This window comes from Pseudomonas sp. GW821-FHT03C07, from assembly GCF_059420925.1.
The window spans coordinates 1-21,356 of the sequence record NZ_JBWKUQ010000034.1 but is presented as its reverse complement, the minus strand read 5'-3'; the positions used below and the strand labels follow the sequence as shown (position 1 = coordinate 21,356).

Below are 21,356 nucleotides of genomic sequence, written 5' to 3'. Positions count from 1 at the left end.
CCAGCACTGTTCCCCCCGGCCAAGACCTTTAGACCATACGTATCCATGCCGGTCAGGCATGGATACCCATGTCGAGCAAGCGACCAGATACGACAAGTCACGCAACGGCAGAAAAGCCTTAAAACAGCGGTAGTGAGTAGCTGACGATCAGACGGTTTTCGTCCTGATCACGCTGACCTGGAATGTCGTTGCGCCACATGGCATTTATCCAGGTGAAGCCCAGATTTTTCAGCGCGCCTTGCTGAATCACATAAGACACGTTGATGTCCCGCTCCCACTCACTGGTGCCGGTGCCCAGCAGAGAGGTCTGGGCCACTCCGACCTTGCCGACAGTGTCGACGTTGTTGCCACGCACGTAGATGACGCCAGCGGTCAGCCCCGGAATACCCAGCGTAGCGAAGTCGTACGCGTAACGACCCTGCCAGGAACGCTCACCGGCGCGGAGAAATTTCTGGATCTGTAAATCGTTGATGGTGCTGGTAGACGCTCCGTCCCCCTGGTTCAACCACGGAAAATCACTTTCGCCGTTACTGTACTGATAGCCACCACCGAAGGTGTGACCTTCAACCGAGTATAAAAACAGGCCGCTGTACAAGTTGTTGTCCACCTTTCCTTTGGTCAGCGTGGACAGGCTGGTGTTGCCCGGGTAGTAACCGCTGGTGAAGTAATCCGGTTCAGAGCGGTTAGCGCCATCATCTCGGCTACGATAGTAGCGCAGGTCACTTTTCAGTACGCCTGGACCGATAGACCAGTTGTGCACCAGCCCCAGGAAGTTTTACTGGTAGAAATCTTTCAGCTCGCCGAAGTAGTACGAAGCGATCAGATCCTTGGTGAACTTGTAGTCGGCACCCGCATAGTAGAACTTGTTGCTGAGCGTGGCCTTGTCGTAGTTGGAACCACCGTTGGCACCCGCAATAGACAAGCCCTTTTCGTCGGTGGAGTTACGCCCTTTGGCATGCTCGATCTGGCCCGCGGTCAGGGTCAGATCCTTGATATCGTTCGACTGGATTTGGCCGCCCTGGAAGGTCTGAGTAACTAGACGGGTGTCGTTGGTGACAATCACCGGGTTTTTAGGCATCAAGGTGCCGAAACGTAGTTCGGTTTGCGAAACCTTGGCTTTGGCAGTCAGTCCTAGACTGGCGAAATCGTCAACCGCTTCGTTACCTTGGGTTGGGAAGACGTTACCGCCAGAGAGTGCGCCGGTCGGGTTACCGTGCTTGGCTTCGCTAGAGTCCAACTTGACGCCCAATAGACCGATGGCGTCAACGCCTAAACCAACGGTGCCCTGGGTAAAACCAGACGTGAAGCGCAGCTCGAAACCTTGACCCCACTCGGCTTGGTAGCTCTGGACACCACCGGCCTTGACCTTCGGGGTACCCGCATCTGAATCACGGTTATCGTTGTTGATGTAGAAGTTACGCAGCCCCAGAGTGGCCTTGCTGTCTTCAATAAAACCGGCAGCAATCGATTGTTGAGCCAGTGCAGCGGCTATCACAGCCAGTGCCAGTGTGGATTGTTTCAAAGTACGACCTCCAGTTATTACTATTTTTATTGTGCTGAAACTGAATAAGTCTGATGAGCAACAACGAGCAGGCAGACAACCGCGAAAGCAGGCGTCAAACACAGGGCTTCGACACAGGCAAACAGCGGGCAACACTCTCCCGCTGCAGACGAATCAAATAAGGAAGCCTTGATACTTGGGAAAGTCGAAACACGTGTTCAAGTCGACATAAGCAAACGATTCATGTTTGCTGGAAACTTCGAACAGGCAGTAATCGATGTAGAAAATACCGGCGGCAAAGCCGAATTGAGAGGGGGGCCTGTGGGCTGGTCATTATGGTCATGAGTCGTCCGTTATTATTTTTCTTGAGATTCAACGCAGCCAGCAGATGCAAGCACCGTTCCTCCCGGCCAAGACCTTTAGACCATACGTACTCATGCCAGCGGAGCATACCCTGAGGCGTGTCAAGCCCTCTCAATCATCCTTTCCGATGATGCCGACCAAGCATGGATGTCCATGTTGACACGGTATTTGTCATCCGCCGCAGGCTGTCCTGAAACTGCGATCGCTATCTGCGTATCGCGTGTTACACAAAAACAATAAGGACCGCCCATGAAAGCAAAACAGACTCGACTCCTGCTGGCACTCACTGCCTGCCTCAGCACCCCCTTGTTCGCGACGGAGGCGTCACCACCTGTCAACCGAATAACGGTCAACCAAGGAGCTATCCAGATAGAAGCTTACGAACAGGGTGCAGGCAAGGCCATTGTCATCCTGCCGTCCCTGGGACGCGGAGCACAGGATTACGATGAAGTCGCAGGCTACCTGGCCAAGGAAGGATTCCGGGTATTGCGTCCAGAGCCACGGGGCGTGAACGGCAGTCAAGGCCCGTTGAACAATCTGACGCTCCATGACTTTGCGGCCGATGTCGCCCTGTTGATGGACCACGAAAAAACCGGCCCGGCCATCGTGGTCGGTCATGCCTGGGGCAGCCAGCCTGCACGCGTGCTTGCCGTGGATCGCCCTGACCTGGTCAAAGGAGTGGTAATGGCGGCGGCCTCGGTAGGGAAGCTACCCCCAGGTTTTTCGGAAAAGCCCTATGGCAGGATGGTTGAGGCCATCACCGGCTCGGGTAATTACGCTCTGCCCGAAGCACAGCGTTTGAAGTATCTGCAGCAAGCCTTTTTCGCCCCCGGTAATGACCCTCATCCCTGGCTGACCGGCTGGTACGAGGCCACACACAAAGCAGAGGCACAGGCACGCGATGCAACACCCATCGACCTGTATTGGTCGGCGGGCTCCACCGTACCGATCCTCGACCTTCAGGGCAGCAATGACGCAGTGGTTATACCCAACATCCTGAAGTCGATGCTGGGTGATCGGGTCGAGGCCCAGACTCTAACGGGAGCAGGACACGCCATGGCACCCGAACGGCCGCGAGAAATGGCAGACGCCATTGCCGAGTTTGCAAAGCGTGTGTACGCCAACACACCCGTCACCGGCCAGGTGAAAGGAGGCTGAGCAATCAGCGACTGGCAAGGTCGACGATAGAGGTCGAGCGGTTCCCCTGATCACTCCTCAGGAGCCAGCCAGACAGCCGCATCCTTCCAGGCCCCCTGAGTCACCAGAAACTTCAGGTGGGTGATCAACAGCGTCTCCCAGCTGGCGGCCAGCCGGCTGGTGCGACGCTCACGCAGCGTCGTCAAGGTCACAGTGGAACGAATGGCAGGACGCTCGATGGAATGGGCGACCAACTTTTTCTGTGCGATTTCATCCTGCACCGCCGCGTTGGCCAGGATCGAGTAGCCCAGCCCTGCCTGAACCAGGCGCTTAGTCAGATCCACGCTGTCCACTTCCACTTCAATTTTAAGCCTGACGCCACTCTGCACAGCAGCCTGTTCGACCAACCGTCGGTTACTGTGCGGCAGGCTCGGCATGATCAACGGAAGATCCGCCAATTCATGGATACGAAACGCACGGGCCGGCTCGCCGACGGGGCCGACTACCACCATGGGCTCGCTGAACAGCGGTCGCACTTCAAAGGCTTCAAGCAGCGGCTGGTTGTAGACCACTGCCAGGTCCACCCGCCCATCCAGTATCCACTCCTGCAGAGAGCTGCTGAGCCCTTCACGGACATGCAACGAGGCCTTGGGCCACAGCTCGCGGAAGCTCCTGATCAGTTGCGGGCCGATCACAGCGCCGATTGCCGGGGGAAGGCCGATTGCCAGATGCCCGCGTTCCTCCTGTGCACTGTTGCGCACGTGATCGGTGGTTTCCTGCAGGTAGTGGAGCATCATTTCAGCGCGCTCCAACAGCCGCGCACCAGCAGCCGTCAACTCGACACCTCGACCATGACGGGTCAGCAACGTGACATTGAGCTGGTCTTCAAGCTTGGCGATCTGACGGCTAAGTGCCGGCTGGGCGATATACAGATCGCGCGCTGCCCGACTGAAGCTGCCCGCATGTGCCACCTGAACGAACGTGCGCAACTCTCGAATATCCACGACCCTGAACCCCATGCTTTTAAAGCATAGATTGCTATCAATAAAAGGTTTTTGTCTAGTTTTTTAGGGTTCTCTATGCTGAACACAAATAGGAGAACAACAATGAAGAACTCCAAATGCCTGATTTCAGCCATACCGCCCTGCCCACTCTCGACAATCGCATCATGAACGGCGCGCTGTTGCTTGTGCTGATGCAACCCCCCTCCTCCCAGGAGGAGGAGTTCAACGACTGGTACGACACCGAGCACTTCCCACAGCGCCTCGCGCTGCCGGGCTTTCTCGACGGCCGGCGTTGGGTGTGCAGCGAAGGCTGGCCACGCTATCTGGCGCTCTACGAGCTTGAGAACGAAGACGTGTTGAATACTGCGCAGTACCTGAGTGTATCGGGCACACGCTCCACACCCTGGGGCCGTCGCATCTTGCCCAGAACCGTCGGTCGTCAGCGGATCGTACTCAGGACCTGCGCCGAAGCGCGTCGTCCAGGCCAGGCCGCCTCCCTCCTGCTAATGAGCTGGAACATGCCCGCTCACGTCGACATGGAAAGCTTCATCAGCGCCGTTGACGCCCAGATCAACACGATAGCTGGCGTATTAACGCTGCAGTGGGGTGAAAACCTGGCGCCCCCGGTTGACCGGGGACGCAGCCTGTACCTGGTTGCGACCTTCGATTACTGCATTCAGTCGAGCGCTCTGGACGCCATGCGACGACCACTCGATGTGGGTTGTAAGCACTTCAATCTCTACCTCCCCTACTGCCGTTGATCGCCTGGAGAACCATCCGAACAACCTGTGCCCGCATACAAAAATAATGACGCCCACCGGGGCGAGGACTATCGATGAAACATTTGAAGAAGCTGCATGTACAAGTACTGGTCGCACTGGTAGCGGCCGTGTTGCTGGGGCTGTTGGCGCCCAGTTGGGCGATCGCCATGAAACCCCTCGGCCAGGCCTTTATCGCGCTGCTGAAGATGATGCTGGCGCCCATCGTGTTTTTCACCCTGGTGCACGGCCTTGCACACGTCAAGGACATGCGCAAGCTGGGCCGCCTGGGCATGAAATCCCTGCTCTACTTTGAAGTGGTCAGTACCTTGGGGATGGTCGTCGGCCTGGTGTTGGTCAACCTGGTTCAGCCCGGTGCCGGACTGCATGCCGGCAACCTCAACGAATCGGCGGAAGCCATCAAGGCTACGGCGAGTGCCGGCAGTATTTCGGTGATCGACTATCTGTTAGGCCTTATCCCACACACCCTGGTAGATGCCTTTGCCAAGGGTGACATCATTCAGGTGCTGATCATTTCGATGCTGGCCGGGATGGCGATCAATCGAGTCGCCGGGCCAGACTCGCTGATCGTCAAGGGTATCGACGAAGCCCAAAGCGTATTGTTCAAAATGCTGGGCTTCATCATGAAACTGGCCCCGCTGGGTGCCTTTGGTGCCATGGCCGCAGCGGTGGGCAGCTACGGTGGCGCGACTCTGCTCTACCTGCTGAAGTTGATTGCCGTCTATTACGCAGCCTCACTGTTCTTCGTATTCGGTGTGCTGGGGACCATCAGTTGGTCCATTGGCCTACCGTTCTGGACCGTGCTGAAAGTCATCCGTGAGGAAATACTGCTGGTGCTGGGCACCGCCTCCGGTGAAGTGGCCTTCCCCAGGCTGCTGGAAAAACTCAAGCGCACGGGCTGTGACGAGGTGGTGGTGGGCTTTGTGCTGCCAGCCGGTTACAGCTTCAACCTGGACGGCACGTCTATCTACATGGCTGTCGCCATCGGCTTCATTGCCCAGGCCACCGACACGCCATTTTCGCTCTGGCAGCAGATCGGCCTGCTAGCGATTCTCAGCCTGACCTCCAAGGGCGGGACCACGGTGGCCGGCGGCGCCTTCATCAAACTGGCAGCCACCCTGCAATCGGTGCAAAGCCTGCCCTTGGGTGGCTTGGGTCTGTTGTTTGGTATTGACCGGATGATGGCCACGGCAACCGCCCTGGTGAACATCGTCGGCAACACCATTGCCGTGTACGCCATCGCTCGCTGGGAAGGCGCCTTCGATGTCGAGGCCTTCAAACGCGAGACTGGGCGCAGTGCCGGTAAAAGCCTACTGCGTGCGCCGTCCGAGACCACCGCGCCGCCCAGCGCGCATCGCCAGCCCCACTCCCAGAATCTTTGATCAGGAATCCGACCATGAATCGGTTGAAAGCGATAGACCCCGACCATCTGAATCAAGCCCAGCGAGTTATCTACGACGCCATCGCGACCGGCCCGCGCAAAGGCGTGCGTGGGCCACTCGCCATCTGGCTGCACCGCCCGGAGCTGGCCCAGTGCGCACAAAGCCTTGGTCGTTATTGCCGTTACGACAGTAGCCTGGAGCCACGCCTTTCGGAACTCACCATCCTGCTGCTCGGCCGCCATTGGCTGGCGGAGTACGAGTGGGCCGCCCATAAGCCATTCGCCCTGGAGGCCGGTCTGTCCCCTGCCGTGATCGATGCCATTCGCGATGACCGGCAGCCGGTTTTCGAGCACGAAGACGAAGCTCTGGTGTACGCCTTTATCCGCCAGCTGCATGACACACGCCAGGTCGACGACCGCCTGTATCAGGACATCAGCCGCGTACTGGGCGAAACCGCCGTGGTCGATCTGGTAGGCATCGCCGGCTACTACACGCTGATTTCCATGACCATCAAGGTGTTCGAGGTGCCGCCACCGGCTGGCGTGGCCCCTGAACTTCCTACCCGTCTTTCCTGAGGATGCAAGCATGACTGAACTCAATACTTCGAACACCCGCCTGCAAGGCAAGGTGGCCATCGTCACCGGCGCCGGCTGCGTAGGGCCTGGCTGGGGCAATGGTCGCGCCGTGGCGGTACTGTTCGCCCAGGCCGGTGCCAAAATCTTTGCGGTCGACAAGAACCTCGATGCCATGGAGGAAACCATCCGCCGCATCAAGGAAATCGGCGGAGACGTCGTGTCACTCGCCTGCGACGTCACCAACAGTGAGTCCGTCGCCGCCATGGTTGCTACCTGCAAGGAAACCTACGGGCAGGTGGACATTCTGGTCAACAACGTTGGTGGCTCTTCAGCCGGCGGTGCCGTGGCGCTGGACGAGGACAAATGGGACGCGCAGATCGCCTTGAACCTCAAGAGCGTCTACCTGACCTGCAAGCATGTGCTGCCCATCATGGAAGCTCAGGGCAGTGGCTCGATCATCAACACCGCCTCGACTTCCGGCATCCGCTGGACCGGTTCGGCACAAGTGGCCTATGCCGCCAGCAAGGCCGGTGTGATTCAGCTATCGCGAGTGACAGCGGTCGAATACGCCAAGAAAGGCATCCGCGTGAACACCGTCGTCCCCGGCCAATTGCATACCCCGATGGTGGAAGTACGCCTGGCCGGGCAACGTACCGGCGGTGACATCGACAAGCTGCTCGATAGCCGCCTGGCACGAATTCCCCTGGGCTTCATGGGCGATGGCCGGGATACCGCCAACGCGGCGCTATTTCTGGCCAGCGACGAATCCCGTTTCGTGACTGGTACCGAAATCGTCGTCGACGGCGGCATGACCGCCCGCTGCGACTGACCTGCACGCCCTGCCTTCATTGGCAGGGCTTTTCCTGATTCGAGCTGATGACCATGCACACACTCCTTCCAGCAGGCGCGTGGGACTGCCATACCCACATCTACGGTCCGTGGGATCAATTCCCGCTGCCGGCCAATGCCGCCTACCACCCAGCGCCCGCGCCGTTCGAGGCGTTGCTTGAACTGCATCGAAGCTTGGGCATCGAACACGGGGTGCTGGTGCAGGCCGCGCCCTATGGCACCGACCATTGCGCCATCCTCTCTGCCATTGCCACCAGCAAAGGGCGATATCGTGGCATTGGGTTGATCGACGACAGCACCACCGATGATCAGCTCCAGGCGCTACATGATGGTGGGCTGCGAGGCATCCGTTTCAACTTGATGGGACATCTTCCTGGCAACCGTGACCCGGAGTATCTGCGCCGACTTGCCGAACGCGTCGCCCCCTTGGGCTGGCACGTACTCCTGCACGGTGAAATTGACGCTCTGCTGCCCGTGCTCGACGCCTGGAAAACCTTGCGTACGACGCTGGTCATCGACCATATGGCGCGTCTGGACCTGAGCAAACCGATCGAAGAGGCCCCGCTCAAGGCACTGGAACAGCATCTGAAACGACCGGACCGCTGGATCAAGGTGTCGGGCATCGACCGCGCCATGCAAGGCGCGGCAGGTCCTTGGCCACAAGGTCTGTCCTGGGCTCGGCGTTTCCTCGAACATGCCCCGGACAGGACGATCTGGGGTTCTGACTGGCCACATCCGAACGTCAAGGGCGATGTACCCGACGACGCCCGGTTGCTGGACTTCGTGCTCCAGAGCTGTGCCGACCCCGCGGTTGCGCAGGCGGTTCTGGTCACCAATCCAAACACCCTGTATCGCTGAAGCCCACCTTCTGGAGAAACCGACCGTGCCCGACTTTCCCTGGCAACCCAGCCTGCGAACCCCCGACCCCGCCGTCCGCGAACTCGACCCGCGCTTCAGCCATTATCGGCTGGCGCATGCCAAGGTTGAACGCGTCGCGGGCGGCCTGCGCTGGGCCGAAGGGCCTGTGTGGTTCGGTGACGCTCGCCATGTGCTGTTCACGGACTTGCCCAACGACCGGATCCTCAAGTGGGACGAACAAAGCGGTGCGCTCAGCGTATTCCGCTACCCTTCGGACCAGGCCAATGGCATGACACGCGACCGCCAGGGCCGCCTGATCGTCTGCGAACACGGAGGCCGCAGGGTCACCCGTACCGAGTACGACGGTAGCCAGACAGTACTGGCCAGCCATTTCAATGGCCTACCGCTCAACTCCCCCAATGACGTGGTGGTGAAATCCGATGACTCCATCTGGTTCACCGACCCCCCCTTCGGGCTCGCAAGCGATTACATGGGGCAAAAGGGTCATGCGCAACTTCCTGCCAACATCTATCGCATCGACCCGATCAGTGGCGAGTTGAGCTGTGTCGCCGAAGACGTGCAAGGTCCCAACGGACTGGCATTTTCACCGGACGAAAAAATCCTGTACGTCGTCGAGTCCCGCGCGCGGCCTCGCACCATCAAGGCCTTCAACGTCACCGAAGGCCAGGTACTCGATGCCGGAAAAGTGCTGATCGATGCCGGCGTCGGCACGCCGGACGGCTTTCGTATCGATGTCGATGGCAACCTCTGGTGTGGCTGGGGTACCGGCGAGACAGGCCTGGATGGTGTGCGCGTGTTCGCCCCGGACGGCACCGCCATCGGTCATATCGACTTACCGGAGCGCTGCGCCAACTTGTGCTTCGGTGGCCCCAAGCGCAACCGACTGCTGATGGCTTCTACCACCTCACTTTATTCGCTTTACGTGAATACCCGCGGCGCCACCTGAGACGTGACGACCGTTGATCTGCAACCCCAAAAACCAAAAAGGTACTGTCGTGAAAAAAACAACAAAAGCGTCGCTTATGGTATCCGCAGGCCTCAGCGGTCTGCTTGCCGTCAGTTCCCAACTGCAGGCAGCCGAGTTGCATATCATTGCTACTGGCGCACTCAAGGGCGCCATGCAACACCTGCAGCCAGCCTACGAGAAAGCCAGCGGCAACAAGCTGCTGATCAGTTGGGGCCCATCGATGGGCGAGTCGCCAGATTCGATCCCCCAGCGGGTGTTGCACAAAGAGCCCATGGACTTGGCGATCATGGCCGCCGAAACACTGGACCAACTCTCGGGCACTGGCTCATTCGAAATGGCCACGCGTACCCAGATTGCCTCCTCTCGGATCGGAGTTGGCGTACCCAAGGGCCAGCCAAAGCCCGATATTTCATCGGTGGATGCTCTGCGTCAGTCACTCCTGAACGCCAAGCGGGTCGCGTATTCGCAAGGCGCCAGCGGCGTCTACATCTCGACGACCCTGTTCAATGAGCTCGGTATCAGCGAACAGATGAAATCGAAAAGTGTGGTGATCGAAGGTAAGGAACTGGTAGGGACAGCCTTGGCTCGCGGCGATGCCGAACTGGGCATGCAACAAGTCAGCGAGTTGAAAGTCACCCCCGGTGTCGACTTCGTCGGCCCGCTACCCGACAAGGTACAAAAGATCAGCCTGTTCACGGCAGTGGTGGCCAAACATTCGACTCAATCGGTCGCGGCAAAATCCTTCATCGAATACCTGACCAGCAAACCGGCCATTCAGCTGCTTGAAGCAAGCGGTCTGGAACCAGGCAAGGCCCTTTGATCTTTCAACAACACCGGAGAACAACAATGAAAAAGTTCGCATTGAACCTCTGCGCGGCTGCCATGCTGATAGCGTGCACCAACGCTTTTGCCACCCCGGCCCTGCAACAGGACGTGATCAAGTACGACAACGTACAGATCGATGTAACATCCCAAGGCAAGGGCCCCGTCATTGTCATGCTGCCATCCCTTGGACGCTCAGGACGTGACTACGACCAGGTCGCGGCGGATCTCCAGGCCAAGGGTTTCCGGGTGGTGCGCCCTGAACCGCGCGGCATCGGCAAAAGCGTCGGCCCTATGGAAAACCTCTCCGTTCACGACTTTGCCAAGGACGTGGCCGCCGTCGTCGAGCATGAAAAGTCTGGGCCTGTGGTCGTCGTTGGTCACGCCTGGGGCAACTTCCCGGCACGTCAACTGGCCGCAGACCGTCCAGACCTGGTGCGTGGTGTTGTGTTGGCCGCCGCTTCGGCTGGCAAGGTACCACCGGGCTCGACAGAAAAGCCCATCGGTCCTGAAATGCGCAAGGCCATCGACGGTGCCGGCGACCTGTCCCTGCCCAAGGAGCAGCGCCTGATCTACCTCAAGCAAGCGTTCTTTGCGCCTGGCAATGATCCGACTGGTTGGCTCGACGGCTGGCATGAAGCGACACACGAAGCTGAATCCCATGCGCGCAATACCACTCCGGTGGATGACTATTTTGCCGCAGGCAAGGCGCCGATTCTTGACCTGCAGGGCGAGGCCGACGCCGTTGCGCCTCGCCGCTTCTCCCAGGTACTGAAGAACATGCTCGGTGACCGGGTTTCGGTGGTCGTACTGAAAAAGGCCGGCCACGCCATGGCTCCCGAACAACCCCAGGCCATGGCGGATGCAATCGCGTCCTTTGCCAGCAAGACCTACGGCCTGAAAACCCAATAACCCCTCCCTACAACCAGGCGCCGCGTCGTTCAAGGCGCGCGCCTGATCATCCGTCAGGGACATCGTGACAACTTCCGTGTGTCCACAACCCCAAGAGATAGCCGGAAGCTCAGCCTCAATCGCTGCGATATCGGTATCGATCAGGTCGTCGAGCAAGCTGGACTGCTCCGGATTCAACTGCTCGCTACGCTTGGCAAACTTGAATCGCTTGAGCTGTGCAATTTCGTGGGTCAGCTTCTCGATGACCGTTTGGTCGCGATGAATCTTCCTGCCCATAGTCTCGACTTCCTGATCGAGACTCCCCACGCGCTGCATCAACTGCCCTGCCAGAGCGCAGTTGTTCAGGAGTCAAATGGTCAAGGCTAGGGAGCGAAGTCATGCCGCATCGTTAAGGCGCTGATTACCGCCTTTTACGATCCATCTGCCTGGTGTAGGCTCCTTCGAGCATGCCCCAGGCCTTCGCCAATTCACGCAGTGAATGTCTAATCTCACTACCGGGCAGCTCGGCAGCGAGGCCGCACACTTGGGATAGTCGCCCCAGTCGCCCACACCAATCGATCAGTGGCAAGGTCGCCCGCAGACCATCACCTTCAGAGGCAGCTTTGAGCCACTGGCCCGGTTTCAAGTCACTTGGTGCAAAGTCAAACAATGGTGCGTAGGGGTACCTGTGCAGACAACGGGCGAAGTCGTCTGGTGAACGCTGATTAGCGACAAACAATCGCAGCAATCGACGGGTCGCGGGTTGCAGTTCGGTCATGAGGTCATGCAGACAATCTGCGGGGTGCAAACCTGTAGCTTCCAGATTACTTCGACGGTTGACCTGATCATATTGAATAGCGTTTTCTATGTTGCGCGCCAGTTTTCCCGTCAGTATCGCTACTGGAGCGGGCAAGCGGATCTTCATCGCTAGGCGCATTTCCTGGTTCAGGTGTGCATTGGGGACGTCATCCCAGAGACTAGCCAATTTGCTCGAAAACTCGGGGGGCAACGCCAGGGAGTCGGCCAGAATCGGAATTCTATCATCAGGTTTTAAGTGCCCTGCGCTCCAGAGCAACAACCACAGTCGGGCCTCGGCTTTGGCCGTGAGTGCATCTTTTTGGCCATGTTCGAATTCGGGCCCAAGCATCTCTCGCATCGCAAACCACCCTGGATGCTCGAATTTTCTAGCAAGCAAAGCGGCTATTCCCCATGCCGCGGCAGCCCGTAAGTGAGCAGTGCCCGCACTCGATGAGAGTTTTATTGTGAATGCTTCATCATCAGGGCTTGCGATTTCATCGAATTCCCCTCGCCACAGGTGTAGAAAAGCGGTCACTGCCCTCGCATCGTCAATGCTCTCGCGACGTTGCATGCTGGGTTCAATGGTAGTCCTGAGACGGGTTTTGAGGGCCAAATAATGCCGGGGAAAGTGCCATTCTACAGTGTCATGTAGCGCTGTCAGGTGCCAGACGGGAACTGGGTGCCGGCCCTGGTAGAGTGCCAGCGCGTCTTCGGGGCGGCCCGTGTCGATGGCGGCCCAGGCTGCCAGTTTTAAGCGCAGTTTCTGCCCCCCGGACAGCTGCTGGATACGCTCGCCCAGCGGGCTGTCCAACTGCAACAGTCGCGCCGTCTCAACCACCGCCCTGCGCGGCGCATTGTCTGGACCGTGCTCTCGGGCGGGGGAGAAACACTGAGCATGCCGCCGTATCGGATTTCCAATGCTGCGCGCGCCGACATTGTCGACATCCTCAGGCTCTCCCAGACGCAGTTCGGCGATCAGACACGCCAGCGCTACCAGACGCTGATCCTCACCGCGCTGCAAGCTATCGCCGGCATGCCCTATCGCATTGGCAGCCACGACCGTAATGAGCTTGCGCCGGGCCTTCGCAGCTATCACCTCATTTATTCACGCCAGCAGGCCAAACACTCCCATGGGACGGTCAATAGCCCACGCCATATCGTGTTTTATCGTCTGGCAAACGACGACGTGATCGAGGCCGTCCGACGCCTTCATGACGCCATGGAGGTCCAACCGCACTTGCCAACGACTGATCACCGACCTGGCCCAAAGGCTTAACTGGCCATGAACAGCGAAGGTGAGTCGCCCCCTCTACATCTCAATCTGAGCGCCCAGCGCTGTCGCCCGATTCGGCGAAGCACTGCCACACTACCGAGTGTTGGCGGTCGGATTGGTCTCGTGCCCTACCATCGACGATGGTGTACCGGAAAGTTGATTTAACCAGGTTCGGCACTTCTCCCCCGCCGTCAGCGCACCACGAGGCTCAATCTGCGCACTACCTCCAGCGCATACTCAGACTCGACGTATTGAATCACGTCAACGTTGAAAGGCCGCTTCTTAGGTGTTTTCCCTGGCCAGGCGCCTGGCATTACACGCCTGCCGCCGATGGGCGCGCGGATCAATGCCCCTGGCGATCAGAGCTCTGGCAACATCACGCAAAGCTCGCGCATCGCGCAAACCAATTTCAGGATAGGTTCCGAGAGAAATACGGGGTTGCTTATCCGCCCAGGAAAAACGGAAGTGCCAGCACTTGGCGCCTTTCGTATTCACGAAAAGGGCGAGGCCGTCGTAGTCAGGGAGGGTGTAGTCCTTGGCGCGGGGTTTGGCGTGCCGGACTGCAGTATCGGTGAGAGCCATCGTACAATCTCCGTCTCGTTTGAATAGAGGAGATTTGTACAGTTTTCAATGACGCAGGCACCACGAAAAAGCCAATCTGCCAAGCACCGGATTGATGTACTGGAAAATGTACCCATTGGGGCCAATGCCAGTCAGTTAAGACATTACGCGGACCGTAGCAGCTGGCGAAGCCTGCGTCCGGCTGCGCAGCAGTCGTAAAACAGTCACTGCGGTATTCCAGACAAATCGTGGAAGCAGGATTTGCGACGGCTTCGCCGCCGAACGCAGCCTTCGGCAGCTGCTACGGGGGACAGTGCTGAACCTAAAATTCCTTAACTGACTGGCACTACCCATTGGGGCTGGATTTGAGTGTTTTCAGAGGATGTAGCGGGAAAATCAAAGAAAGACTTTTCTTTGGACGAAAAAAATGGACCTCTTTTCAGAGATCCATTTTTTAATGCTTGGAGCGGGAAACGAGACTCGAACTCGCGACCCCGACCTTGGCAAGGTCGTGCTCTACCAACTGAGCTATTCCCGCGTCTTGGTGATGCGCATTCTATAGGATCTACGCACCCCGTCAACCCCTTGATTCAAAATAGTTTTATTTCTTTTCAGGATTTTCCGCATTGATCTTCAAATGCGGCCACGCCGCCCGCAGATACTGCAGCATCGACCACAGGGTCAGCACCGCCGCCGCCATCAGCAAGGTATAGCCCACCAGCACCCAGAAGCTGAAGTCCGAGGGGTTGGCCAGCAGGATCACCAACGCCAGCATCTGCGCCGCGGTTTTCCATTTGCCCATGTTGGAAACGGCCACCTGCGCCCGCTCCCCGATTTCAGCCATCCACTCGCGCAGGGCCGAGACCACGATCTCACGACCAATGATCACCGCCGCCGGCAAGGTCAACCACAGGTTGCCATGCTCCTGCACCAGCAAGACCAGCGCCACGGCCACCATCAGCTTGTCCGCCACAGGATCGAGAAACGCGCCGAACGGCGTACTCTGCTCCAGACGACGGGCCAGGTAGCCGTCCAGCCAATCCGTCGCCGCCGCAAAGGCAAACACCGAACTGGCCGCCATGTAACTCCACTGGTAAGGCAGGTAAAACAGCAAAATGAAAATCGGAATGAGTACGACGCGTAGAACGGTGATCAGATTAGGGATATTCATCGGCACAACTGGCTACGAAGTTGAAGGGCATTCTACTCGCTGTGCAGGCTTGCATAAATCAACTCAGCGAGCTTTTTACTGATCCCGGGAGCTTTGGCGATCTCGTCGATGCTGGCACGGGACAGCTCCTGCAATCCACCAAAATGTTTCAATAGTTCACGACGACGCTTCGGCCCAACCCCCGCCACCCCTTCCAGGGTTGAGGTACGACGGGTCTTGCCACGTCGTGCCCGGTGCCCGGTAATGGCAAAACGGTGGGCTTCGTCGCGGATCTGCTGGATCAAATGCAGGGCCGGCGAATCGCCTTTCAAGGTGAACTCATGGGCCGCGTCGTTGAGGTACAAGGTCTCGAAACCGGCCTTGCGCGTCGCGCCCTTGGCCACGCCGAGCAGGATCAGGTCCGGCACCGCCAGCTCATTGAGCACATCGCGAGCCATGGACAACTGACCCTTGCCACCATCCACCAGCAGGATGTCCGGCAGCTTGCCCTCGCCCTCCTTGATCTTGCTGAAGCGCCGGGTCAGGGCCTGGTGCATCGCCGCATAGTCGTCGCCGGCAGTGACGCCTTCGATATTGTAACGGCGATAGTCCGACTTGATCGGGCCTTCCGGGCCAAATACCACGCAAGACGCGACTGTCGCTTCGCCGCTGGAGTGACTGATGTCGTAACACTCCAGGCGCTGCGGCGGCTCGTCCAGGTTCAGCACCTCGGCCAGGGCCTCGAAGCGCGCGGCCATATGCTGACGATCGGCCAGACGGGCGCCCAGGGCCTGCTCGGCATTGGTCACCGCCAATTGTTGCCAGCGTGCCCGCGTACCGCGCACCCGATGGCTGATGGCCAATTCGCGCCCGCGCAGCCCATTGATGGCAGCGATCAGGGTCGGGAAGTCTTCGTGGACCACGTTGACGATCAGCTCACTCGGCAGGTCGCGCTCGGGACTGCCGATAAAGTACTGGCCGAGAAACGCCATCAGCACTTCGGACACGTCCTCCTCGATACCAACCTGCGGGAAGAAATTCTTGCTCCCCAACACTCGCCCGCCGCGCACGCTGATCAGGTGCACGCAGGCGCCGCCCGGGTTGATGAAGGCCGCGACCACATCGACATCACCGGTGCCGCCTTCCATGCTCTGCTGGTCCTGGACCCGGCGCAGCAGCGAGATCTGGTCACGCAACTCCGCGGCACGCTCGAAATCGAGGGTGCTGGCCGCCTGTTCCATGCCGGCGTTCAACTCGTCGGTCAGGGCGTTGCTGCGTCCTTCGAGGAACATCACCGAGTGACGCACATCCTCGGCATACACCTGGGGCTCCACCAGCCCGACACAAGGCCCCTTGCAGCGCTTGATCTGGTATTGCAGACAGGGTCGGGTGCGGTTCTTGTAATAGCTGTCCTCGCACTGGCGGACCAGGAAGGTCTTTTGCAGCAGACTCAGGCTTTCACGAATCGCCCCGGCACTCGGGTAAGGCCCGAAGTATTTGCCCTTGGCTTTCTTGGCCCCACGGTGAATGCTCAGCCGCGGGTAATCGCCATCCGAGAGAAAGACGTAGGGGTAGGATTTGTCGTCGCGCAGGAGGATGTTGTAGGGCGGCCGCCATTCCTTGATCAGCGTCTGCTCCAGTAGCAGCGCTTCGGTTTCATTGGCGGTGATGGTGGTTTCCACCTGGGCGATACGCCCCACCAATGCCGCGGTCTTCGGCGCCAGGCCGGTCTTGCGGAAGTAACTGGCCAGACGCTTCTTCAGGTTCTTGGCTTTGCCGACGTAGAGCAGGCGCGCGTCGCCATCGAACATGCGGTAGACGCCGGGGCGGCCACTGCAGGTCGACAGGAAGGCACTGGAATCGAACAGATCAGTCATTGTCAGCCGGCATCGACCATGCCGTGGCGAACCGCCAGGAGCGTCAACTCGACATCGCTGCTGACCGAAAGCTTCTCGAAAATCCGATAACGGTAGGTGTTCACGGTTTTCGGCGACAGGCACAGCTTGTCGGAGATGATCTGGACTTTCTGGCAACCGACGATCATCAGCGCAATCTGGATCTCGCGCTCGGACAAGGCGTCGAACGGCGAATCACTGGCCGGCTGGAAGGACTTGAGTGCCAGTTGCTGGGCAATCTGCGGGCTGATGTAGCGTTGCCCGGAAAACACCAGGCGAATCGCCTGGACCATTTCCGCCAGGCCCGCGCCCTTGGTCAGGTAGCCGGCCGCGCCGGCTTGCAACAAGCGCGTCGGGAACGGGTCTTCTTCACAGACGGTCACCGCCACCACCTTGATGTCCGGATGACTGCGCAATAGCTTGCGCGTGGCCTCCAGGCCGCCGATGCCAGGCATCTTGACGTCCATCAATACCACATCGGGCTTGAGTTCCCGCGTCTTGAGCAACGCCTCCTCTCCCGACTCAGCCTGTCCCACGACCTGCAGACCGTCGATATCCGCCAACATCCGCGTAATGCCTGTACGCACAAGATCATGGTCATCGACTACTAGCACCCTAATCAAGCAGACACCTCACGAATTTGGTCTTATCAGGTTATTGACCACCTTAGCAAAAAACCACGGGGCTGACCTAGCTGCAAGCGTCACATAAGCGTATCGATGCGCTATAAAGCGCTTGCAGGACAGCAAGCGCGTTTCCTCAGAAATGAACTGACTCAGGAGTCACTGGAGCCGGCTCGCCCGTTTGCCCCATAAGGCCCAGCGGTTTCAGCCAAGGTGGTGGTCAGCCGATGGATCGCGTCCTGATCTTCCTTTTGCAACACTCGATAGTTACCCAGCACTTTTTCTTCCACTTGGCTGAGGTTGTCCAATTGCATCGGGGTCGGTTGCCCCGTCAGTACATAAAGCACATCGACACCCCGTGCGGCGACACGGGACAAATAGTCGGCCTTCGGTGCGCGATCACCGCTTTCATATTTACCCTGTGCGTTGGCCTCAACGCCTCCGATTTCACCAAAAGCCTTCTGCGACAAACCCAGTCGCTCTCTCTCTTGCCGCAATCGCGAACCAATTCCACTCATTTGGATGTAAGATCCCATTTTAAACACCCTTAAGGGTGGTATACTCAACAAGTATTAAACACATTTGAACGGTTTTGAACTATGCCCGGTATTCGCACCGCCGCACAAGCCAAGGCTTGGCTGGAACACCAAGGAAAATCGGTTCAGGAGTTTGCGCGCGAGCATGGCGTCGACCCGGCAACCACCTATCAAGTGCTCGCTGGGCGAAAAAAGGGACGGCGTGGGGAAGCCCATAAGGTCGCGGTCCTATTGGGCATGAAGGACGGAATCATCCCATCCGACACCGACAAGTCGAGTGAGTCATTCCCGACTTGTTAGGCCCAGTATGCGCCTCGTGTAGCGATATATAGGACAATTCTCAAAGTATTGTCAGTAATTACCAGATACCGTATTTAAGGTATTGAGACTCATTTGCAAAAAACACTCATCCTCACCGACTATGCTCAAACCCTGACGCAGATACAACCGCTGGGCCGGGTTGCTCTTGAATACGGTCAGGCGTAACTCCCGACGCCCCTCTCTGAAGGCGATTTCCCGTGCTTGCCCGATCAGCCAACCGCCCAGACCCTGGCCTCGCCCCGCCTCGACCAGTTGTAACTCACGGATGTACAAGGCTCGGGCACTGCGACTGAAACTGACAAAACCCAATACCTGCTCGCCGTCACACAACAACTCGTTCTGCCGTCCGGCCCAGGCCTGGTCAAAAGCCTCATCCAGCCAGAGCAGATCGTACTCACAGTAGTAAGCCATCATGTTCTGCCGCGTGAGTTCCCGAGCGAACGCCAGGTCTGCGTTCAGCGCCGGACGAAAACGCCAGCGCCCATTCACAAGCCCGTCACCGACACCACCTCCCCGGACCATTGGCCGGCGACACGCCGCCCGATCACCAACACATCACCCACACCTTCAGCCACCACCACCCGTTGCCCGCCAGCCGCCCAGAGCGCGCTGCGTCCCGCCGACTGCCAGCCCCCCGTCGTGCCGCCATGGTTGGCCATCAGCACCGCCATCCCGTGCTCCCGGGCATAACCCTGTAACAAAGCCGTATCGGGTGCATAACCGTTCTCAGTGATCAACACACTGGCGGCGTAAAGATTAGCCTCAGATTGCGCCGCCCGTAGCGGATGACTGGCGTGGGAAAAATCAGCACAGACCGCCAGAGCAATGCGTTCGCCAGCGATTGTCAAGGGTTCACCACCGCTTCCCGGACTAAATGTCAGCGCTTCGCCGTCGTGCAAATGTTGCTTGCTGTAGACCTGCAAGGAGCCGTCGGCGCCAAACGTCAGCGCCCCGATCAGCACCGGGCCGTCGCTGGACAGGCGTATTGGCATGCCCACCACGATCACCAGCTTCAGTTCGCCGGCCAGCTCGCGCAGCGGCGCCAGTACCGGGTCGTCCGGGGTAATCGCCAACCCGGCCGCCAGGCTGCGTTCATAGCCGGTCAACGACAACTCGGGGAACAGCAGGAACTCCACGCCCTGCTCCGCGGCCTGGCACATGAACGCCAGGTGTCGGCCGATATTGGCCGACAGGTCTCCGGCAATCGAGACGGTTTGGGCAGCGGCAAGGGTAAACACGCTCATGATTCAGTCCTGACAATCCGATCGGAAATATCTGTCGAGTGTGTCATAAACACCTAGCGCATTTAAGCGATAGAACCTACTCACGGGCCCCCATAGAATTTTCTGATTGAACAGGGCGATACCGCTCTAGTAAGCTCGGCGACATTCCCACGGAGTTGCACCATGCACCTGACTCAATCCCTGCTTCGCCACACCGCCAGCGCCTCGCGCCCGGTCGCGGCTGCCCGGATGAGCACGGTCGGCACCCGCGCGAGCTTTTATTTTGGGTATTGGTTTAGCCACTGGCGCGCCTGATACCCAACCGGCGCCCACTACTACAGGGGTCGCCTACCAGAGAATTCTCAACCCCCGGTCGGCTTCCCGACCGGGGGTTTTGTTTTTCAGGGCCCGAACTTTTTGTAACCGACTTTTTAAATCAAGGAATACCGACATGAACCACAACCTCTATTACCGCAACGACATCAGCAGCGCCTGGCGATTTAGCAAGCTCCGCTCGGGACAGCACGCCGCCTCCGAACGGTCACGCACAGGTGGCACGCACACCCTCACGGCCAATCCGGCTGATTGTCGAACACCCCAATAGGGCCGCGCGCGGGAAGCACCCGCCGCCAGCCCAGGAAGCCCGAACATGAATTCTTCTCTCTCTGCCCTGCCGTCCGCCGTCCTGTCATCAGCCAACGAACCGCTGACCCAGCGCCTGCCCAGCACGCTGCAACTCAAGCAGCACCTGCCCCTCAATGCCAGCCTGGGCGAACAGGTCGAGCGCCACCGCCACGCCGTGCGTGCCATCCTCAACGGTGAAGACCCACGCCTGCTGGTGATCGTCGGCCCCTGCTCGATCCATGACCCGCAATCGGCCCTTGAATACGCAGGCAAGCTGGCCAACCTGGCGAGCGACGTCAGCGACCAGATGCTGCTGGTGATGCGCGCCTACATCGAGAAACCCCGGACCACGGTGGGCTGGAAAGGCCTGGCCTACGACCCGCATCTGGACGGCAGCGACGACATGGCCGGCGGCCTGGCCCTGTCCCGTGAGCTGATGCGCGAGATGTTGCGCCTGGGTCTGCCGATTGCCACCGAACTGCTGCAACCCATGGCGGCCGGTTATGTCGATGACCTGCTGAGTTGGGTTGCGATCGGCGCACGAACCACGGAGTCGCAGATTCATCGGGAAATGGCCAGCGGCCTGCCGATGCCGGTGGGATTCAAGAATGGCACCGACGGCAGTGTCGGCATCGCGGCGGACGCCATGCGTTCGGCGGCCCATGCCCATCGGCATTTCGGCGTCGACAGCCAGGGCCATCCGGCGATCATCCAGACCCCGGGCAACCCGGACACCCATCTGGTGCTGCGTGGCGGTCATCGCGGACCGAACTACGACACCCACAGCGTGGCGCAGGTGCGGGCCGGCCTGGCCAAACAGTCGATTGCCGCGCGGATCATGGTCGATTGCAGTCACGCCAACAGCGGCAAGGACCCACTGCGCCAGCCAGCGGTGTTCGTCGATGTGCTGGAACAGCGTTTGCGCGGTGATCGCTCGTTGGTCGGGATGATGCTTGAGAGTCATTTGTTCGAAGGTTGCCAGGCGCTGAGCGCGAACCTGCGCTACGGCGTTTCGATCACCGATGGCTGTCTGGGCTGGGAAGCGACCGAAAAATTGCTGCGCGAAGCGGCCGGGCAACTGCGTGAGCAGCAGGTGGCTGAGGTTGTCGGCGCCTGAAAGACCGCCATCGCCGGCAAGCCGGCTCCTATGTATGGACTCGCCCACCCTGTCAACACGCTTTTGAACACTGCTACCCGGTTGCA

Annotated in this window: 22 protein-coding genes, 1 tRNA gene and 2 pseudogenes; 13 read left to right on the top strand and 12 right to left on the bottom strand. The window is 59.1% G+C overall.

The window, feature by feature from the left end; all coding sequences use genetic code 11:
* Nucleotides 1–118 precede the first annotated feature (118 nt).
* A pseudogene (locus AC07VG_RS32960) lies at nt 119–1,522 on the bottom strand (OprD family porin).
* 591 nt (nt 1,523–2,113) lie between these two features.
* Between AC07VG_RS32960 and AC07VG_RS32955 the strand changes: the two are divergent.
* Entirely contained in the window at nt 2,114–3,022 is a 909-nt protein-coding gene (locus AC07VG_RS32955; protein ID WP_495022517.1) for an alpha/beta fold hydrolase, read from the top strand.
* Between the two features lie 50 nt (nt 3,023–3,072).
* Here the strand turns inward: AC07VG_RS32955 and AC07VG_RS32950 are convergent, their stop codons facing one another.
* Nucleotides 3,073–3,990 (bottom strand): LysR family transcriptional regulator, encoded by a 918-nt coding sequence (locus AC07VG_RS32950; RefSeq protein WP_495022516.1) that lies wholly within the window; start codon nt 3,988–3,990, stop codon nt 3,073–3,075.
* Between the two features lie 131 nt (nt 3,991–4,121).
* On the opposite strand from AC07VG_RS32950, the gene AC07VG_RS32945 reads away from it, so the two are divergent.
* The 8 genes from AC07VG_RS32945 to AC07VG_RS32910 all read left to right on the top strand — a co-directional run bounded on the left by AC07VG_RS32945 (nt 4,122) and on the right by AC07VG_RS32910 (nt 11,170).
* Complete coding sequence (locus AC07VG_RS32945) at nt 4,122–4,766, top strand: hypothetical protein (RefSeq protein WP_495022515.1); 645 nt, start codon at nt 4,122–4,124, stop codon at nt 4,764–4,766.
* Between the two features lie 74 nt (nt 4,767–4,840).
* Nucleotides 4,841–6,166, top strand: a complete 1,326-nt coding sequence (locus tag AC07VG_RS32940) for a cation:dicarboxylate symporter family transporter (protein ID WP_495022514.1) — start codon at nt 4,841–4,843, stop codon at nt 6,164–6,166.
* 14 nt (nt 6,167–6,180) lie between these two features.
* Nucleotides 6,181–6,741: a carboxymuconolactone decarboxylase family protein gene (locus tag AC07VG_RS32935; RefSeq protein WP_495022513.1), complete on the top strand. Its 561-nt coding sequence runs from the start codon at nt 6,181–6,183 to the stop codon at nt 6,739–6,741.
* Nucleotides 6,742–6,751: 10 nt separating this feature from the next.
* On the top strand, nt 6,752–7,570 hold the full coding sequence (locus AC07VG_RS32930; protein WP_495022512.1) for an SDR family NAD(P)-dependent oxidoreductase: 819 nt from the start codon (nt 6,752–6,754) through the stop codon (nt 7,568–7,570).
* Between the two features lie 53 nt (nt 7,571–7,623).
* Complete coding sequence (locus AC07VG_RS32925) at nt 7,624–8,448, top strand: amidohydrolase family protein (RefSeq protein ID WP_495022511.1); 825 nt, start codon at nt 7,624–7,626, stop codon at nt 8,446–8,448.
* 25 nt (nt 8,449–8,473) lie between these two features.
* A complete protein-coding gene (locus AC07VG_RS32920) occupies nt 8,474–9,415 on the top strand; it encodes an SMP-30/gluconolactonase/LRE family protein (protein WP_495022510.1) in 942 nt (313 codons plus the stop codon).
* A 76-nt stretch (nt 9,416–9,491) separates the two neighbouring features.
* Complete coding sequence (locus AC07VG_RS32915) at nt 9,492–10,256, top strand: substrate-binding domain-containing protein (protein ID WP_495022509.1); 765 nt, start codon at nt 9,492–9,494, stop codon at nt 10,254–10,256.
* A 26-nt stretch (nt 10,257–10,282) separates the two neighbouring features.
* Nucleotides 10,283–11,170 carry an alpha/beta fold hydrolase gene (locus AC07VG_RS32910; protein ID WP_495022508.1) on the top strand — a complete coding sequence of 296 codons (888 nt, stop codon included), beginning with the start codon at nt 10,283–10,285 and terminating at the stop codon, nt 11,168–11,170.
* Between the two features lie 93 nt (nt 11,171–11,263).
* Here the strand turns inward: AC07VG_RS32910 and AC07VG_RS32905 are convergent.
* Both AC07VG_RS32905 and AC07VG_RS32900 read right to left on the bottom strand, forming a co-directional pair.
* Nucleotides 11,264–11,549: pseudogene (locus tag AC07VG_RS32905) on the bottom strand (transposase domain-containing protein); the annotation flags it as partial.
* Nucleotides 11,550–11,570: 21 nt separating this feature from the next.
* On the bottom strand, nt 11,571–12,518 hold the full coding sequence (locus tag AC07VG_RS32900; protein ID WP_495022531.1) for a hypothetical protein: 948 nt from the start codon (nt 12,516–12,518) through the stop codon (nt 11,571–11,573).
* A gap of 324 nt (nt 12,519–12,842) precedes the next feature.
* On the opposite strand from AC07VG_RS32900, the gene AC07VG_RS32895 reads away from it, so the two are divergent.
* Nucleotides 12,843–13,223 carry a type II toxin-antitoxin system RelE/ParE family toxin gene (locus AC07VG_RS32895; protein ID WP_495022507.1) on the top strand — a complete coding sequence of 127 codons (381 nt, stop codon included), beginning with the start codon at nt 12,843–12,845 and terminating at the stop codon, nt 13,221–13,223.
* 279 nt (nt 13,224–13,502) lie between these two features.
* On the opposite strand, the gene AC07VG_RS32890 is transcribed toward AC07VG_RS32895, so the two are convergent.
* From AC07VG_RS32890 to AC07VG_RS32865, 6 genes are all read right to left on the bottom strand, one after another.
* Entirely contained in the window at nt 13,503–13,802 is a 300-nt protein-coding gene (locus AC07VG_RS32890) for an Arm DNA-binding domain-containing protein (RefSeq protein ID WP_495022506.1), read from the bottom strand.
* 441 nt (nt 13,803–14,243) lie between these two features.
* Nucleotides 14,244–14,319, bottom strand: a tRNA-Gly gene (locus AC07VG_RS32885).
* A gap of 63 nt (nt 14,320–14,382) precedes the next feature.
* Entirely contained in the window at nt 14,383–14,952 is a 570-nt protein-coding gene (gene pgsA / locus AC07VG_RS32880) for a CDP-diacylglycerol--glycerol-3-phosphate 3-phosphatidyltransferase (RefSeq protein ID WP_218222338.1), read from the bottom strand.
* A gap of 32 nt (nt 14,953–14,984) precedes the next feature.
* A complete protein-coding gene (uvrC, locus tag AC07VG_RS32875) occupies nt 14,985–16,808 on the bottom strand; it encodes an excinuclease ABC subunit UvrC (protein ID WP_495001923.1) in 1,824 nt (607 codons plus the stop codon).
* Nucleotides 16,809–16,810: 2 nt separating this feature from the next.
* Complete coding sequence (gene gacA, locus AC07VG_RS32870; protein ID WP_100939313.1) at nt 16,811–17,449, bottom strand: response regulator transcription factor GacA; 639 nt, start codon at nt 17,447–17,449, stop codon at nt 16,811–16,813.
* 152 nt (nt 17,450–17,601) lie between these two features.
* Complete coding sequence (locus AC07VG_RS32865; protein WP_495001938.1) at nt 17,602–17,967, bottom strand: helix-turn-helix domain-containing protein; 366 nt, start codon at nt 17,965–17,967, stop codon at nt 17,602–17,604.
* An 81-nt stretch (nt 17,968–18,048) separates the two neighbouring features.
* On the opposite strand from AC07VG_RS32865, the gene AC07VG_RS32860 reads away from it, so the two are divergent.
* The gene (locus AC07VG_RS32860) at nt 18,049–18,285 is read left to right on the top strand and encodes a DNA-binding protein (RefSeq protein ID WP_495001922.1); all 237 of its coding nucleotides are present in this window, start codon (nt 18,049–18,051) and stop codon (nt 18,283–18,285) included.
* A 51-nt stretch (nt 18,286–18,336) separates the two neighbouring features.
* Here the strand turns inward: AC07VG_RS32860 and AC07VG_RS32855 are convergent, their stop codons facing one another.
* Nucleotides 18,337–18,795: a GNAT family N-acetyltransferase gene (locus AC07VG_RS32855; protein WP_495001921.1), complete on the bottom strand. Its 459-nt coding sequence runs from the start codon at nt 18,793–18,795 to the stop codon at nt 18,337–18,339.
* Nucleotides 18,792–19,550, bottom strand: a complete 759-nt coding sequence (locus AC07VG_RS32850) for a carbon-nitrogen hydrolase family protein (RefSeq protein ID WP_495001920.1) — start codon at nt 19,548–19,550, stop codon at nt 18,792–18,794. The genes AC07VG_RS32855 and AC07VG_RS32850 overlap by 4 nt, the downstream gene beginning before the upstream one ends.
* Before the next feature lie 162 nt (nt 19,551–19,712).
* Here AC07VG_RS32850 and AC07VG_RS32845 point away from each other — a divergent pair, with 162 nt between their 5' ends.
* On the top strand, nt 19,713–19,844 hold the full coding sequence (locus AC07VG_RS32845; RefSeq protein ID WP_495001919.1) for a hypothetical protein: 132 nt from the start codon (nt 19,713–19,715) through the stop codon (nt 19,842–19,844).
* A gap of 334 nt (nt 19,845–20,178) precedes the next feature.
* Nucleotides 20,179–21,270 (top strand): 3-deoxy-7-phosphoheptulonate synthase, encoded by a 1,092-nt coding sequence (locus tag AC07VG_RS32840; RefSeq protein ID WP_495001918.1) that lies wholly within the window; start codon nt 20,179–20,181, stop codon nt 21,268–21,270.
* The last annotated feature ends 86 nt before the right edge of the window (nt 21,271–21,356 follow it).